Raw genomic sequence first — 14,727 nt, 5'->3', positions numbered from 1 at the left:
GTCAGCGCTCCCCTTCCCCGGCGTCCCCGGCGTCCCCGTCATCCCCGTCACCCAGGCCCCCGTGGTCCCCGGCCTCCCCGGCCTCCCCGGCCTCCCCGTCGTCCACGGCACGGAAGACGGGCAGCTCCAGCTCCTCGTCGACCCGCAGGAACTCCAGCCGGACCGGCATCCCGATCCGGACCTTGTCGTAGGGCACCCCCACCACGTCGCTGATCATCCGGACGCCCTCGGCCAGCTCGATCAGACCGACCGCGTAGGGCGGATCGAAGGCGGGGAAGGGCGGATGGTGCATGACCACGTACGAGAAGACCGTGCCGTCGCCGCTCGCCTCGACGGTCTCCCACTCCGGCGCCCCGCAGTCGTTGCACCCCGGCAGCCAGGGGAAGCGGAGCGTCCCGCAGGCGGTGCACCGCTGGATCAGGAGCCGGTGGGCGGCGACGCCCTCCCAGAAGCCGGCGTTGTCCCGGTTGACCACCGGGCGCGGCCGCCGGGGCCGCTCCGAGAGCTTCGGGGACTCCGGCGGCTCCGGCGGCTCCGGCGGCTTCGGCGGGCGCGGCGCCGGGGCGTACTTCAGGATCCGGAAGCGGTGGGTGCCGGCGAGTTCCCCGCCCGCCCGCACGTCCATCCGCGTGGTCACGAAGTGGCCGGTGCCGAGCTTGGTCGTCTTGCGCGGCGAGACCGACTCGACGACGGCGTCGAAGCTCACCTCGTCCCCGGGCCGGAGCGGGCGCAGGTACTCCTGCTCGCAGTCGGTGGCCACGACCGACGTGTACCCCGCCCCGTCGAGGAGGCCCAGCAGCTCCCCGTACCCCTCCGAGCGGTCCTCGTGCCCGGAGAGGCCGCCCATCGTCCACGCCTGGAGCATCGTCGGCGGCGCCACCGCGTCGGGCCCCCGGTACGCCGGGTTCGTGTCCCCCATGGCCTCGCACCAGTGCCGGATCATGGGCAGGTTCACCGGATCCTTGCCGCGCCCGCCTACGGCCGCCGGCCGCCCCTCGAACGCCTTCAGCCGCTCGTACAGCCGGTCCCGGCCGCCGTCCGCCCGCCCCTGCCCCTCTTTCGCCCACCCCTGTCCCTCGTCCGGCCGGCCCTGTCCCGCCTCCGCCCGGCCCCGGCCCGCTCCCTCGTACCGCCGTTCCCGCGCCTCTCCCCGCTCCACGCTCATCGCCGTCCCCTCCCCCGCATGCCGAGCCGTGCCTGCGCGACGATCTCCCGCTGCACCTCGCTCACCCCTCCCCCGAAGGTGTTGATCTGGGCGGCGCGGTTCATGCGCTCCAGCTCGCCGCCGTCCCGCTCCCCCGGCGATCCCGCTCGTACCGTCCCCGCGTCACCCGTGATTTCCTGACATATTCGATACACCTCCACCGCCGATTCGGTTCCCGCGAACTTCACGCCGCTGGCGTCTCCCGGGGTCAGCCGGCCGGCCCCCACATCCCCCACGAGACGCCAGTTGAGCAGGCGTGTCGCGGCCAGCCGGGCATGCGCCTCGGCCGCTCGGATCCGCACCCACGACTCGTCAATCCGACGCCGTCCCGTCACTGGATCGGGTGTACGGGCGCGGTCCACCGCGGCGGCGAAGAAGTCCTCCGCCTGCATCCCGATCGCGGCGAGCGCGACGCGTTCGTGGTTGAGCTGGTTGGTGATGAGGCCCCAGCCGCCGTTCTCCTCGCCGACCAGGTTCGCGGCCGGGACCCTGATGCCGTCGTAGTACGTCGCCGTCGTGGTGAGCCCGCCGACGGTCTCGATCGGCGTCCAGGAGAAGCCCGGGGACTCGGTGGGCACCAGGAGGATGGAGATGCCCCGGTGCGGGGGCGCGTCGGGGTCGGTGCGGCAGGCCAGCCAGATCCAGTCGGCGTTCTGCGCGTTCGAGGTGAAGATCTTCTGCCCGTCGACGACCCAGGAATCGCCGTCACGCACCGCACGGGTACGGAGCGAGGCCAGGTCCGTACCCGCCTCGGGCTCGCTGTAGCCGATCGCGAAGACGCACTCGCCGCGCAGGATCCGGGGCAGGAACGCGGACTTCTGCTCCTCGGTGCCGTACCGCATGAGGGTCGGGCCGACGGTGTTGAGGGTGACCATCGAGACGGGGGCGCCGGCCCGGTACGCCTCGTCGAAGAAGACGAACTGCTCGTCGGGGCCGCGCCCCTGGCCGCCGTACTCCTCCGGCCAGCCGAGCCCCAGAAGGCCGTCGGCGCCGATCCGCCGCAGAAGTCGGCGCTGCGCGGCGCCGTCGGTCGCCGGCGGCGGTCCTTCGGGCATCGTCTCGCGGAAATACGCGCGGAGTTCGGCGCGCAGCCGGAGCTGCCGCTCGGTCGGGGCGAGGTGCACGGGACGGCCTCCCGGGGGGACGACGAAGGTTTCTGACTGTCCGTCAGATAAGGTGGTCCTGTCAAGGACACGGACCCCGCCCGGCGACCCCTCACGCCCTCGCCCGCAGGTGCCGCGCGAACGCCGAAGCGGCCTGTGCGCCGGCACCGAAGTACCGCCGCACAGACCGCCGTTCACACCTCGGTCACGCCCCCTCGGGCCGGCCCCGTGGGGTCGTCACCACCACGGGTGGAAGTTGACCACGTTGTTCGACTGGGCGATGTGGGTGAAGGCGGAGCCGTTCACGCTCGCCGTGTTGTTCTGGTTGGAGGCACCGGAGCCGGTCGCCACCTGCTGCGTGGTGGTCGAGTTGCCGTTGTTGTCGCCACCCACGCCGCTGCCGATGATGGTGGCGACGCTCGTGTTCGATCCGTCGTCCGCGAAGCCACCGTTGTCGGCCTGCGCCACTCCGCCGAAGAAGGCTGCGGCGAGCGGCAGGGCGGCGACGGCGGCGACGATGCGGGCGGTACGGATGCTTGCCATGTCTGTTCCTCCGGGAACTGAAGCCAGAATGCTGTGCACGGAATGATCGTTTTCTGAAGGAAGGCCGTGAACTCCGGCCCTGACCTGGGAAGTTGGCCTACCGCCCCGGTCGTTTTCTGCTCGACGTCGCGAATCCAGAGTTGCCCACCGAATCCCCGGCGAACCACCCCGGAGCGGCTGATTCCCCCGCAAGCGTGAGGACAAGCCGATAAACCCTTCGTAGCCGAGAAAGCCGCAGCTCACGGCGCCCGGGGCAGCCGGCGGAGTCCCGAACCCGTTACGCCGCAAGGGAGGAAGCGTTACGGCAGAACCCCCGACAAACCGGACCGGGAAACGACGCAGGCCCCCCGCCCCACTCCGAACGAGAACAGAACAGCAGAAAAGATCTTCGAGTCCCTGGACCGGCTCGACCGACCGTCGTCCGAACCTCGTCCGGCCGTGGACCTAACCCCCGGAGCCCGCCACCGCGGCCTCGAACGCGGCGTACGCCACCTCGTCGAAGAGCACGAACCGCACCTCCTCGACCTCCGTCCCCGCCGCCGCGGCCCGCCGGACCGCCTCGACCGCGATCCGCGCGCCGTCGTCGATCGGCCAGCCGTAGACGCCCGTGGAGATCGCCGGGAAGGCGACCGTACGGTCCCCCAGCTCGTCGGCGACCTGGAGCGACTCCCGGTAGCAGGAGGCCAGCAGTCCGGAGCGGTCCTCGTCCGCCGACCAGACCGGCCCCACCGTGTGGATCACGTGCCGGGCCGCCAACCGCCCGGCCGTCGTGGCGACCGCCCGCCCGGTCGGCAGCCCCTTGCCGTAATGCGAACGGCGCAGGTCCTGGCAGGCGGCGAGGATCTCCGGGCCGCCCTTCCGGTGGATGGCGCCGTCGACCCCGCCGCCGCCGAGCAGGGAGGAGTTCGCCGCGTTGACCACCGCGTCCACCGTCTCGGCGGTGATGTCCCCCCGGACAAGCACGATCCTGACCATGCCGCTCTCCTCCCGATCACCGTTCCCCGCGGCCGCCACGACCACCTGATACGCATCCTCGTAGAGGATGCGCCCGGGATCCGAGGACTCCAGCCGCCGACACTCGACCCCATGGGCGGCGAGCAGTTCCAGATACCCGTCCACGCGCGCGATGAGCTCTCGGGCGGACGCCTTGAACCAGGCCACCGCACCGGGATGCAGAGCCGGGTCGTACACGGAGGGGTCGACGTGCGTCGGATTGGGATAGTGCGCGTCGTACCAGTCGTTGCCGGCCCGCCAGAAGCGGTACTGCTCCTCGGTCAACCTGCCCTGCGCCGCGAGTTCGTTGGCCAGGACGAAGACCCCGGGAAAGTGCCCCCGCGGATGCCTCACGACCCCCTGGAACCTGACGAACCCCGCCCGCTCCCCTGCCACACGCCCTCCCCGACGGCCACACCGCCTCCGGCGGCACCGTGACGGGCGAGAGCCCCCGCCCGGTCTCGCCGGGCGGGGGCTCTCGCGTCCCGCGGTGGGTGTGGGATTTGAACCCACGGTGACTCGCGCCACGACGGTTTTCAAGACCGTTCCCTTAGGCCGCTCGGGCAACCCACCCTCGCTCCCGACCGCTTGGGCGGAGCGGGCTACAGCGTACCGGGTGGGGAGAGGGGGCGGCGCCGGGGAATCCCCGGCGGCGGTCTCGCGGTGCCACGCGCGTGGGGCACGCGACCGCTCACGGGCGGTCACGTGCCCACGCGCGCGTGCGCGCGCCGGGTCAGCTGTCGCCGGTGCGCTCGCCGAGGACGACCGTCGTGGTCGCCTGCTTGCCGTCCCGCTCATAGGTGATCTTGACCGAGTCGCCCGGCTTGTGGGTCCAGATCTCGCTGATGAGGGACGGCCCGCTGTCGATCGGGTGGTCGCCGAAGCCCGTGATCACATCACCGGCCCGCAGGCCCGCCTTGGCCGCGGGGCCGTTCGGGGTCACCGAGTCCGTGCCGCCCGCGCCCTGCTCGGCGATCCTGGCGCCGTCGCCCTTGTCGTTCATGTTCACGGTCGCGCCGATCACCGGGTAGACCGGCTTGCCGGTCTTGATCAGCTGTTCGGCCACCGCCTTCGCCTGGTTGACCGGGATCGCGAAGCCGAGGCCGATCGAGCCCGCCTGCGTCTGGCCGAAACCGCCGCCGGTGGACTGGATGGCGGAGTTGATGCCGATCACCGCGCCGCTCGCGTCGAGCAGCGGTCCGCCCGAGTTGCCCGGGTTGATCGACGCGTCCGTCTGGAGGGCGCTCATGTACGAGTTGCTGCCGCCGCCGTCGCCCGAGGCCACAGGGCGGTTCTTCGCGCTGATGATGCCGGTCGTCACCGTGTTGGAGAGGCCGAAGGGCGCGCCGATCGCGATCGTCGAGTCACCGACGGCCACCTTGTCCGAGTCGCCGAGCGGCAGCGGCTTCAGCCCCTTCGGGGCCTCCTTCAGCTTGAGCACGGCCACGTCGTAGCCCTCGGCCCGGCCGACGACCTCCGCGTCGTACGTCCTGCCGTCCGAGAAGGTCGCGGAGAGGGTGCCGCCCTCCGCCGCCGACGCCACCACGTGGTTGTTGGTGACGATGTGGCCCTCCTGGTCGTAGACGAAGCCGGTGCCGGTGCCGCCGTCGCCCTGCGCGTCGTCGGACTTCGCCTGGATGGTGACCACGCTCGGCAGCGCCTTCGCGGCCACCGCCGCGACCGTGCCCGCCTCTCTCTTGAAGGAGGCCGGGGCCTCGCCCGAGGAGACCGTCGTCGACCCCCGGCCGTCGTCCTCGCGCTGGGCGGCCCAGTAACCGATGCCGCCGCCGATGCCGCCGGCGACGAGCGCCGCCACCAGGACCGCCGCGACGAGACCGCCCGAGCGCTTGCGCGGGGCGGCCTGCTCCGCGGGCGGCGCCGGTACGGGCTCGCCCCAGGCCGGTACGGCCGGCGGAGCCGGCGGCCAGGCACCGCCGCCCGCCGCCGCCACAGCGGGCTCGGGCGCGGGGGCGTGCGCCGGGGCGTGCGTCGGAGGCACGGGCGGGACCGTCGGCTGCACCTGCGTCGGAGGCACAGGCGGGACCGTCGGCTGCACCTGCGTCGGCGCGTCCGCCGCGGGCGCCGCGGCGGGCTGCGGGGGCTGCTGCGGCTGCTGCGGTTCCGGTGCCTGCTGGGGGGCGTGCCCGGCCGGAGGCGCGGCCGGCGGGGTGGCGGGCACGGGAGGCGTGGCGGGGGCGGACGGGGCAGTCGGGTCCGCCGGAACCTCGGTGCCCTCGTTCTCGGTGCTCACAGCTCGCTCTCCTCGTTCACGCGCGGGGACGGTGACAGTCGCTCCAGGGTGCTGGAGCCAGCTTTTCCCACGTGACGTCAGGCCACGGTAAGACGGAGCTGTGCGTCCGCACCCCATTCTTTATAACCGGGCAGAACGGACAGGTTCCGCGTGCCCGGGCCGCCCCGCCAATGGCACCATGACGCGGTGACCCACGCACGGCAGCACCCGCACCCCGGCCCCGTCCAGGTCGTCGCCCACCGAGGAGCTTCGGAGGACGCGCCGGAACACACCCTGGCCGCGTACGTGAAGGCCATCGAGGACGGCGCCGACGCCCTGGAGTGCGACGTACGGCTCACGGCCGACGGACACCTCGTCTGCGTCCACGACCGACGGGTCGACCGTACATCGAACGGCCGCGGCGCCGTCTCGACGCTGGAACTCGCCGACCTCGCCGCCCTGGACTTCGGCGCCTGGAAGGCGTTCAAGGAGGACCAGGAGGCGGGCGCCACGGGCGAGAGCCCCGACTGGGGAGACCCCGAGTACACCTCGGTCCTGACCCTGGAACGGCTCCTGGAGCTCGTCTCCGACGCCGGGCGGCGGGTCGAGCTCGCCATCGAGACCAAGCACCCGACCCGCTGGGCCGGTCAGGTCGAGGACCGGCTGCTCGCGCTCCTGAAGCGTTTCGGCCTCCACGCGCCCGTGGCGCCCGAGGAGTCCCCGGTACGGGTCATGAGCTTCTCGGCCCGCTCCCTGCAGCGGATCGCCACGGCCGCGCCCACCCTCCCGACCGTCTCCCTCGCCCAGTTCGTCACCCCCCGCCTGCGCGACGGCCGCCTGCCCGCGGGCGCGCGCGTGGCGGGTCCCTCCATCCGGATCGTCCGCCACCATCCGGCCGTCATCCTGCGCCTCCAGAAGGCCGGCCACCAGGTCCACGTCTGGACCGTGGACGACCCGGAGGACGTCGAACTCTGCCTGCGGCTCGGCGTCGACGCGATCATCACCAACCGTCCCAAGCAGGTCCTCGCGCACCTCGGGCGCGCCTGAGTCACGGCTCCCGCGGGCCGGCGGGGACCGCTCCGGGGGTGTGCACCGGCGCGTTCGGCGCGTACGCGATCGTCACTTGTGCTCCACCCCACCCGGAACAGGCGGTTTCCGGTCGCGGTCACCGGGGCATCCACACGGTGGCGTGGGGCGAAGGAGGTCTCGGGGGTGGCGTTGGTGGTGGCACAGAAGGTGCCCACGTCGTCGAGCATGGCCGTACCCCATGGCCCTGCGGGCGTGGGGGAAGCGCGACACCGGATGCGGGACGAGCTGTACCGCGGCGGGGTGTCGGAATCGGTCGTCGACGACGCGGTCCTGATCCTGTCCGAACTGCTCAGCAACGCCTGCCGGCACGGCAGGCCGCTGGGCCGGGGCGACCGGGGAGAGGGCGACGTGCTGGCGGCCTGGCGGCTCGATCCGTCGGGCGGGCTGACGGTCGAGGTGACGGACGGAGGCGGTCCCACGAGACCCGTCCCGTCGACACCGTCGGTCACGGCACGCGGCGGACGCGGGCTCAACATCATCGGCGCCCTGGCCCAGGACTGGGGCGTGCGGGACAGCGCGACGGGCGAGGTCACGGTCTGGGTGATCGTCACCGAGGGCCACCGCCGCGAGGACTTCGCGGCCCGGGTCGGCTCCGGGGGCTCCGGCTTCGACCTCCTCGACGCGTACGACGACCTGGACTGACGGACGCCTCCCGGACACCGCCCGGGGGGCTAGCAGGGAACCGGTACCTCGCCCGGGGGGCAGAGCCGGTGCCCGTATCCGGCCGGCGTCCGCGCCTCGGAGCCGTATCCGGCCGGCGTCCGCGCCTCGGAGCCGTATCCGATCGGCGTCGAGGTCGTGTTCCAGGGTGCGGCCGGGTCGTTCCGGACAGGTTCCGGGGGCCGGGTGGCGCGTCGCCGGGTGGTCGTGGCACGGCTGAGCGTCCGGGGGCGTCCGGGCGGCTAGGCTCGCGCCCGACACAGCACCGCGATCGGGAGAAAGCCACACCATGGCCAAGAAGCGCCCCCAGACGAAGGCCGGCAAGAGCGCCCAGGCACAGGTCACGAACGGGGAGATCCCGGTCGTCGGCGCGCGCGAGCCCTGCCCGTGCGGTTCGGGCCGCCGCTACAAGGCGTGCCACGGCCGGGCCGCCGCGCACGCCGCGACCGACCACGTCCAGCGCCCCTTCGAGGGCCTGCCCGGCGAGTGCGACCTGGTCGCGCTGCGCGAGCTGGTGCCCGCCGCCACCGTCCCGCTCACCCTCAAGGGCGGTCTGCCCGAGGGCGTGCCGTCGGTGACGCTCGCGACGGTCCTGCCGATGGCCTGGCCCGCGCTCCGCCGCGACGACGGCTCCGTCCTGCTCGCCCTGCAGAACGACGGCACCTCCGGCGACCTGTCCCGCGACCTCGCCGACACGCTCCAGCGCGCGCTGGAGACCGAGCCCGGCAACCCGGTGCCGCCGCGCCGCGTCGAGCCCGAGGGCCCGCGCCTCCAGGACCTGCTCGACACGGACGCCCCCTTCGCGCCCGACGTCCACACCGGCTTCGAGTTCTGGATCCCGCAGTCGGCGGACGGGGCCGACCCCGAGGTCTCCGCCTCCCTGGAGCGGGCCAACGCCGCCGCGATCCCCACCGTGAAGCTGGCCTCGGTCGACGCCGCCTACTGGTGCGAGACCCCGGACAAGAACCACCTGCGCTGGGTCATGCCGCACCCCGAGGAGAAGCTCCTCGACGCGCTCGCCCGCCTCCAGGTCGCCGGCACCACCTCGCTCGGCGCGGACACCCGTCTCGTCGGCTCCTTCCGCGCCCACGGCCTGATGGTGCCGGTGTGGGACCTGCCGTCGGCGATGACCGCCGAGGAGTGCGAGAAGCCGGCCGCCGAGTTCGCCGAGCGGCTGACCGAGGCGCTCGCCGTGGACGCCCCGCTGACCGCCGAGGAGCGCAGGGCGCGCGGCGGCCTCACGAACCGTCAGGTGACTCTCAGCTGATACCCCAGGTGGTATCGGTGACTGACAGACCGACCAGTCGGTGACTTCCGCCACAGCGGAACCTACGGAGCGGTAAATCCCTGTCCGAATAACCGAGATCGAATTTGCGAACAGCAGATCTCTTGTTACCGTTCTGGAAGCCCGGTCGCTGGTGCATCCCCCGTCGCCAGCGATCGGGCGTTTCCATGCCCGCCCCGCCGTCGCGCCGGGGCGATCTCTCAACTCGCTTGCTCGTCGGCCGTGTTGCTACCGGACCGGAGCAGCAGCGGCGCGTCGCCGCCCTCGTCCCTCACCGCGAATTCCGCGACCGCCGTATGCGATCGGGCAGCCCCCGTCCCCGGTTCTCTCGGGGTCTCACAGGTGTCCGGCTCATCCCGCGCGGGCACCGCGCAACGCACCTGGACGGTCCGCCCGCCGGGGGCCATGAGGGTCAGAATCGCGTCGATCTCGCGACCGGTGGCATTGCGGTAGTACGTCCGCGCCCAGACGTCCGGACCCTCGGACAGGACACAGGTCTGCGCCTCGACGCCCTGGGGCGAGGCGACTTCGGGACCGCAGCGGCTGACCCGCTCGGGCGCCCCGCCGACGGCGGCACGGCCCCCGGGCGCTTCGGTACGGCTCCCGGGCGCGGCGCTCGGCGCGGGCACCGCGGAAGGGCCGCCGTCCCCGGCCGCGGGGGTGTCCCCGGCCGTACGGGCGTCCCCGGCGCCGCGGGGGTCCTCTCCCGTGCGGGCTTCCCCGGCGCCCCGGGTGTCCACTCCCGTACGGGACTCCCCGCCGAGCCCCAGGCCGCCGAGCAGGTCACCGGTGGGTTCACCGGCGCCCGAGCCGCCCGGCTTCGCGTCCGCGGGGGCCGCCGCCGGCCGTGCGCCGTCCGACTGACCGGCCTTCGCGGCGAGGGGGACCAGTACGGCGATCGCGACGGCGGTGCCGAGGCCGGCCATGCGGAGTTGCGCCGGGCTCAGCCGACTCATGCGACCCACCTGCTCTGTTCGGGGAACGCCCCGGGACGGGAACGATCACGGACGGTGGGGCGAACCTACCGGCGCCGGGCGGGCGCCCGGCGGGCCGCGCGCCCGAATCCCGTACGCGTCGGCCCAGGACACACCCGTTCGGGTGAACGGGGACGTCTTCCGACGTCACCCAGCACGCGCGCGTGGCCTCCGGCCCCCGACTCCCGGTGCGCGACTCCCGATCCCCGACTCCCCGCTCCCGCTCCCCGGCTCAGTAGGCGAGCCGGCTCCCGCCGCCCGGCGTCGCCGTGCTCGCCTCGACGAGGGCGTCCACCACCGCCTCGACGTCCGGCAGCCACGGCCGCGCGGAGCCCGCGAGCGGGGCCCGCTCCCAGCGCACCTGACCGGTGCCCGCCGTGGACGGCGGCAGCAACAGATAGCCGCCCTCTCCATGGAAGCGCAGCGAGCTCGGCACGCTGTCCTTCGCGTACAGCAGCTCACCCAGCCGTTCGAGGCCGTACGGGGCGACCAGGATCGACCAGCGGGTCGGCGTCGCCACCACCGGGCCGAGCCGCATGCCCATCCCGTCGAGGGCCCGCAGGGCGCGCGCGCCCGCGAGGGCCGGGAGGCTCACCGCGCAGGGAGCGCGGCCACCGGTGGCCAGCACGATCGGGGCGTCCGGGCGCCGGGTCCACCACCAGCGGATCATCCGCTCGTCGGTGGTGGCGGCGAGCAGACCGGGGTCGAGGGGATGGGCTCCGGGAACCACGCAGCCGGGGTCGGGGCAGGCGCACACCGCACCGTCACCGCCCCCGACACCGCCGCCACTGGCCCCAACCCCAACCCCGCTGGACCGCTCCGCCCTCCACGTGCCGGGCGTCGCCGTCAGGCGGCCCAGGACGGAGGTCTTCGTCGTACGGGCGGGCTCCCGGAGTTCCACGCCCGGCAGGACAGGCCAGTCCCACTGGACCGCGAAGGTGACCGCCGCGTCCCGCCGTGCGGTCCTCGCCTTGCGCCGGAACCGGAGCCTGCGTCGCCTTCCGAGGATCTCGCGCATGAGCGCTCGTTCCTTTCCGTTGAACGCCGAATCCACATCACACCATGTGCAGATCTCTTCACCGTGCGTATCAGCGCGTACAGCGTCGGCGGTGCGTCGCCCCGCTCAGGGGCGGGGCCGGCCGGAACAGGGCCGGGTCACAGTCAGGTCGAAACCGGTTCAGAACACGATCCCCGCCACGCGGGGACGGGCCGCGGCCTGCGGCACGTACGACGCCGGGGTTCCGCTTCTCGATCCCGGGGCACTGTCAACTGCCCCTGCCTGTCATCGATTACGTACCCCACACGCTCAGAATGACGCGCTTTCAAACGACGCCAGTCGACCGCAAATGGTGCACACCGGGGGCAATTTTCGGCCAACTTCCAGCCCACTTCAACCCCTGCGCACGACCTCCCGGAACACCACCCGGACACCACAAGTCCCATGGGGACAATGCTGGACATCGCTCCTCGGGTGCGTGTACATGTGGAGACATCGAGCGGCGCAATATGACATGGGGGTTTGCGATGCCCAGGCGTCAGACGCACCGGTCGGAAAGCCGACCGAGATGAGCTCCCCACACCTGCCGAAGCACGTCCCGAAAGTGGCCGGAATCGATTCCACGGTTCCCGCCCCACCGCACACTAAGGCGCCCCTCGCGGGCGTCCCCGCCGCCGCGGCCCCCGCCGACGAGGCACCGGCCGACGCGGCCCCCGCGCCCGGCGCCCTCATCACGGACCGCCTCGCCGGCTGGGTCTCCGACCTCACCACCCTCCACGAACTCACCGAGCGGCTGATCAAGACCGCCACCCTCGACGACGCCCTCCACGAAGTCCTCGGCGCCGGAGCCGCGCTCGTGGGCGCCCGCCGCGGCATGGCCGTCCTCGAACCCGCCGACGGCTTCGGCCCCACCGCCACCATCGGCCTCGGCCTCGCCCACGCCGACCTCGGCACCATCGAGACCGTCCCCCGCGGTGCCACCAGCTACGGCCGCCTCCTCGACGGGCTCCCCGACCCGTCCGACCCCGGCCGCGTCCCGGAGCCCATCGCCATCCACGACGTGCGCACCGAGGAGGGCCTCGACCCCCGCCACCGCGAGGTGGCCGCCCGCCTCGGCTACGCCGCCAGCTACGCCCTCCCCCTCGCCACCGAGGAGGCCGGCCGGATCGGCGCCGGCGTCTGGCTCTACGACGAGCCGGCCGCCCCCACCGACCGCCAGCGCCACCTCGTCGGCCTCTACGGCCGCTTCGCCACCGAGCACCTCGCCCGCCTCCTCCAGGTCGAGCGCGCCCGCGTCCAGGTCTCCACCGTCGCCGAGGAGCTGCTCCCGAGCCGGCTCCCCCGCGTCCCCGGGGTCCGGCTCGCCGCCCGCCACCGCACCGGCCCCCGCGGCGGCGGCGACTGGTACGACGCGCTGCCGCTGCCCGAGGGCGCCCTCGGGCTGGCCGTCGGCTCCGTCTCCGGCACCGGCCCGAGCGCGCTGGCCGCGATGGGCCGGCTGCGCGCCTCGCTGCGGGCGTACGCGGTGATGGAGGGCGAGGACCCGGTCGCCGTCCTCTCCGATCTGGAGCTGCTGCTCCGGCTCACCGAACCGGCCCGCTCGGCCACCGCCCTCTTCGCCTACGCCGAGCCCGCCCGCCGCAGACTCGTCCTGGCCGGCGCCGGACACGCGCCGCCGCTGCTCGTCGGCGAGCGCCGCACCGAGTACGTGGAGACCTCGCTCTCCGCCCCGCTCGGGATGCTCTCCTGCTGGGAGGCGCCCAGCGTGGAGCTGTCGCCCGCCTCCGGAGAAACGGTGCTGCTCTACACGGACGGGCTGCTGCGGCGTATCGGCGACCCCATCGACCGGGCCTTCGCCCGGCTCCACGCGGCCGCCGCGAGCGTGCCCCGCGCGGACCGGGACGACCCGGGAGCCATCGCCGACCACGTGCTGCGGACCGTGCTCCCCGACGGGATCGACCCGGCGGTGGAGGGCGAGGACGTGGTGCTGCTCGCCGCCCGCTTCGACTGATCGCCGCCGGTGACGGCCGGTCCCCGCGGGTGACCGCGCGGTAACGGGTCTTCCGGCCCTGGGCCCCCTTCCGTACGACCGTACGATGGAGGGGGTTCAGTGTCGTACCAAGAGGAGGCAGACCCGTGGCCGATGAGCTCACTCCGGAGACCCCGGACGAGGCCGAAGAGCCGATCAAGCAGCGGAAGAACGGCCTGTACCCGGGCGTCTCCGACGAGCTCGCCGAGAACATGAAGTCCGGCTGGGCCGACACGGAGCTGACCGGGCTCGCGCCGATCCCGCAGGCGGCCGAGACCGCCGCGCGCCGGGCCGCGCTCTCCGCCCGCTTCCCGGGCGAGCGCCTGGTGATCCCGGCCGGCAACCTGAAGACCCGGTCGAACGACACCGAGTACAGCTTCCGCGCCGCCACCGAGTACGCGTACCTCACCGGCGACCAGACCCACGACGGCGTCCTGGTCCTGGAGCCGGCCACGGTCGGCCACGAGGCCACGATCTACCTGCTGCCCCGCTCCGACCGCGAGAACGGCGAGTTCTGGCTGGACGGCATGGGCGAGCTGTGGGTCGGCCGCCGCCACTCCCTCACGGAGGCGGAGCAGCTGCTCGGCATCCCGGCGAAGGACGTGCGCGAGCTCGCCGCCGCCCTCAAGGAGGCCACCGGCCCGGTCCGCGCCGTGCGCGGCCACGACGCCGGCATCGAGGCCGCCCTCACCGACAAGGTCACCGCCGAGCGCGACGAGGAGCTGCGGGTCTTCCTCTCCGAGGCCCGCCTGGTCAAGGACGCCTTCGAGATCTCCGAGCTGGAGAAGGCGTGCGCCTCCACGGCCCGCGGCTTCGAGGACGTCGTGAAGGTCCTCGACAAGGCCGAGGCGACCAGCGAGCGCTACATCGAGGGCACCTTCTTCCTCCGCGCCCGCGTCGAGGGCAACGACGTCGGCTACGGCTCCATCTGCGCCGCCGGCCCGCACGCCTGCACCCTCCACTGGGTCCGCAACGACGGCGCCGTCCGCTCCGGCGACCTGCTCCTCCTCGACGCCGGCGTCGAGACCACCGAGCTGTACACCGCCGACGTCACCCGCACCCTGCCGATCAACGGCCGGTACACGGAGATCCAGCGCAAGATCTACGACGCCGTGTACGAGGCCCAGGAGGCGGGCATCGCCGCGGTGAAGCCCGGCGCCGCCTATCGCGACTTCCACGACGCCGCCCAGCGCGTGCTCGCCGAGAAGCTCGTCGAGTGGGGGCTCGTCGAGGGCCCGGTCGAGCGCGTCCTGGAGCTGGGCCTCCAGCGCCGCTGGACCCTGCACGGCACCGGCCACATGCTCGGCATGGACGTCCACGACTGCGCCGCCGCGCGCACCGAGGCGTACGTCGACACCACGCTGGAGCCGGGCATGTGCCTGACCGTCGAGCCGGGGCTGTACTTCCAGGCCGACGACCTGACCGTGCCGGAGGAGTACCGCGGCATCGGTGTCCGGATCGAGGACGACATCCTGGTCACCGAGGACGGCAACCGGAACCTGTCGGACCAGCTGCCGCGCCGCTCGGACGAGGTCGAGGCGTGGATGGCGGCCCTGAAGGGCTGACGTGTTCGCGTGAGGTACGTGTGAGGGCCCCCGCCGGGTGTCGGCGGGGGCCTTT

At 73.4% G+C, this 14,727-nt stretch carries 12 protein-coding genes and 1 tRNA gene; 5 read left to right on the top strand and 8 right to left on the bottom strand.

Features of this window, described 5'->3' with window-relative positions; genetic code table 11:
- Position 1 precedes the first annotated feature (1 nt).
- The 6 genes from ACIGHB_RS10415 to ACIGHB_RS10390 all read right to left on the bottom strand — a co-directional run bounded on the left by ACIGHB_RS10415 (position 2) and on the right by ACIGHB_RS10390 (position 6,094).
- Positions 2–1,165 carry a bifunctional MaoC family dehydratase N-terminal/OB-fold nucleic acid binding domain-containing protein gene (locus ACIGHB_RS10415; RefSeq protein ID WP_399911381.1) on the bottom strand — a complete coding sequence of 388 codons (1,164 nt, stop codon included), beginning with the start codon at positions 1,163–1,165 and terminating at the stop codon, positions 2–4.
- A complete protein-coding gene (locus tag ACIGHB_RS10410) occupies positions 1,162–2,328 on the bottom strand; it encodes an acyl-CoA dehydrogenase family protein (RefSeq protein WP_399911377.1) in 1,167 nt (388 codons plus the stop codon). The genes ACIGHB_RS10415 and ACIGHB_RS10410 overlap by 4 nt, the downstream gene beginning before the upstream one ends.
- 216 nt (positions 2,329–2,544) lie before the next feature.
- A complete protein-coding gene (locus ACIGHB_RS10405) occupies positions 2,545–2,850 on the bottom strand; it encodes a hypothetical protein (protein ID WP_360316376.1) in 306 nt (101 codons plus the stop codon).
- Between the two features lie 444 nt (positions 2,851–3,294).
- Entirely contained in the window at positions 3,295–3,825 is a 531-nt protein-coding gene (locus ACIGHB_RS10400; RefSeq protein ID WP_399911649.1) for an O-acetyl-ADP-ribose deacetylase, read from the bottom strand.
- A 506-nt stretch (positions 3,826–4,331) separates the two neighbouring features.
- Positions 4,332–4,416 (bottom strand) — tRNA-Ser (locus ACIGHB_RS10395).
- Positions 4,417–4,576: 160 nt separating this feature from the next.
- Positions 4,577–6,094 carry a S1C family serine protease gene (locus tag ACIGHB_RS10390; RefSeq protein WP_399911372.1) on the bottom strand — a complete coding sequence of 506 codons (1,518 nt, stop codon included), beginning with the start codon at positions 6,092–6,094 and terminating at the stop codon, positions 4,577–4,579.
- A gap of 186 nt (positions 6,095–6,280) precedes the next feature.
- Between ACIGHB_RS10390 and ACIGHB_RS10385 the strand changes: the two genes are divergently transcribed.
- The 3 genes from ACIGHB_RS10385 (at position 6,281) to ACIGHB_RS10375 (ending at position 9,089) form a co-directional block, all read left to right on the top strand.
- Entirely contained in the window at positions 6,281–7,120 is an 840-nt protein-coding gene (locus tag ACIGHB_RS10385) for a glycerophosphodiester phosphodiesterase (RefSeq protein WP_399911369.1), read from the top strand.
- A gap of 78 nt (positions 7,121–7,198) precedes the next feature.
- On the top strand, positions 7,199–7,804 hold the full coding sequence (locus ACIGHB_RS10380; RefSeq protein WP_360316361.1) for an ATP-binding protein: 606 nt from the start codon (positions 7,199–7,201) through the stop codon (positions 7,802–7,804).
- A gap of 307 nt (positions 7,805–8,111) precedes the next feature.
- Positions 8,112–9,089 (top strand): DUF5926 family protein, encoded by a 978-nt coding sequence (locus tag ACIGHB_RS10375; RefSeq protein ID WP_360316355.1) that lies wholly within the window; start codon positions 8,112–8,114, stop codon positions 9,087–9,089.
- Positions 9,090–9,307: 218 nt separating this feature from the next.
- Here ACIGHB_RS10375 and ACIGHB_RS10370 read toward each other — a convergent pair whose 3' ends face one another.
- Together ACIGHB_RS10370 and ACIGHB_RS10365 are read right to left on the bottom strand one after the other, a co-directional pair.
- Positions 9,308–10,063: a hypothetical protein gene (locus ACIGHB_RS10370; protein ID WP_399911365.1), complete on the bottom strand. Its 756-nt coding sequence runs from the start codon at positions 10,061–10,063 to the stop codon at positions 9,308–9,310.
- Between the two features lie 250 nt (positions 10,064–10,313).
- A complete protein-coding gene (locus ACIGHB_RS10365; protein WP_399911362.1) occupies positions 10,314–11,099 on the bottom strand; it encodes a bifunctional DNA primase/polymerase in 786 nt (261 codons plus the stop codon).
- A 493-nt stretch (positions 11,100–11,592) separates the two neighbouring features.
- On the opposite strand from ACIGHB_RS10365, the gene ACIGHB_RS10360 reads away from it, so the two are divergent.
- Together ACIGHB_RS10360 and ACIGHB_RS10355 are read left to right on the top strand one after the other, a co-directional pair.
- Positions 11,593–13,089, top strand: coding sequence for a PP2C family protein-serine/threonine phosphatase (locus ACIGHB_RS10360; protein ID WP_399911359.1), 1,497 nt, complete (start codon positions 11,593–11,595; stop codon positions 13,087–13,089).
- A gap of 125 nt (positions 13,090–13,214) precedes the next feature.
- Positions 13,215–14,672 carry an aminopeptidase P family protein gene (locus tag ACIGHB_RS10355; RefSeq protein ID WP_360316344.1) on the top strand — a complete coding sequence of 486 codons (1,458 nt, stop codon included), beginning with the start codon at positions 13,215–13,217 and terminating at the stop codon, positions 14,670–14,672.
- Positions 14,673–14,727 lie beyond the last annotated feature (55 nt).

It is taken from the genome of Streptomyces sp. NPDC085460 (assembly GCF_044541975.1).
Classification (GTDB): Bacteria; Actinomycetota; Actinomycetes; order Streptomycetales; family Streptomycetaceae; genus Streptomyces.
Note: the sequence above shows the minus strand (reverse complement) of the source record. Positions and strands in the feature narration are given on the sequence as shown.

Bases quoted from the DNA above. Each gene is read 5' to 3' on its own strand.
- ACIGHB_RS10370 (WP_399911365.1), bottom strand. From the start codon at position 10,063: ATGAGTCGGCTGAGCCCGGCGCAACTCCGCATGGCCGGCCTCGGCACC.
- ACIGHB_RS10415 (WP_399911381.1), bottom strand. From the start codon at position 1,165: ATGAGCGTGGAGCGGGGAGAGGCGCGGGAACGGCGGTACGAGGGAGCG.
- ACIGHB_RS10400 (WP_399911649.1), bottom strand. From the start codon at position 3,825: ATGGTCAGGATCGTGCTTGTCCGGGGGGACATCACCGCCGAGACGGTG.
- ACIGHB_RS10405 (WP_360316376.1), bottom strand. From the start codon at position 2,850: ATGGCAAGCATCCGTACCGCCCGCATCGTCGCCGCCGTCGCCGCCCTG.
- ACIGHB_RS10360 (WP_399911359.1), top strand. From the start codon at position 11,593: ATGGGGGTTTGCGATGCCCAGGCGTCAGACGCACCGGTCGGAAAGCCG.
- ACIGHB_RS10365 (WP_399911362.1), bottom strand. From the start codon at position 11,099: ATGCGCGAGATCCTCGGAAGGCGACGCAGGCTCCGGTTCCGGCGCAAG.
- ACIGHB_RS10375 (WP_360316355.1), top strand. From the start codon at position 8,112: ATGGCCAAGAAGCGCCCCCAGACGAAGGCCGGCAAGAGCGCCCAGGCA.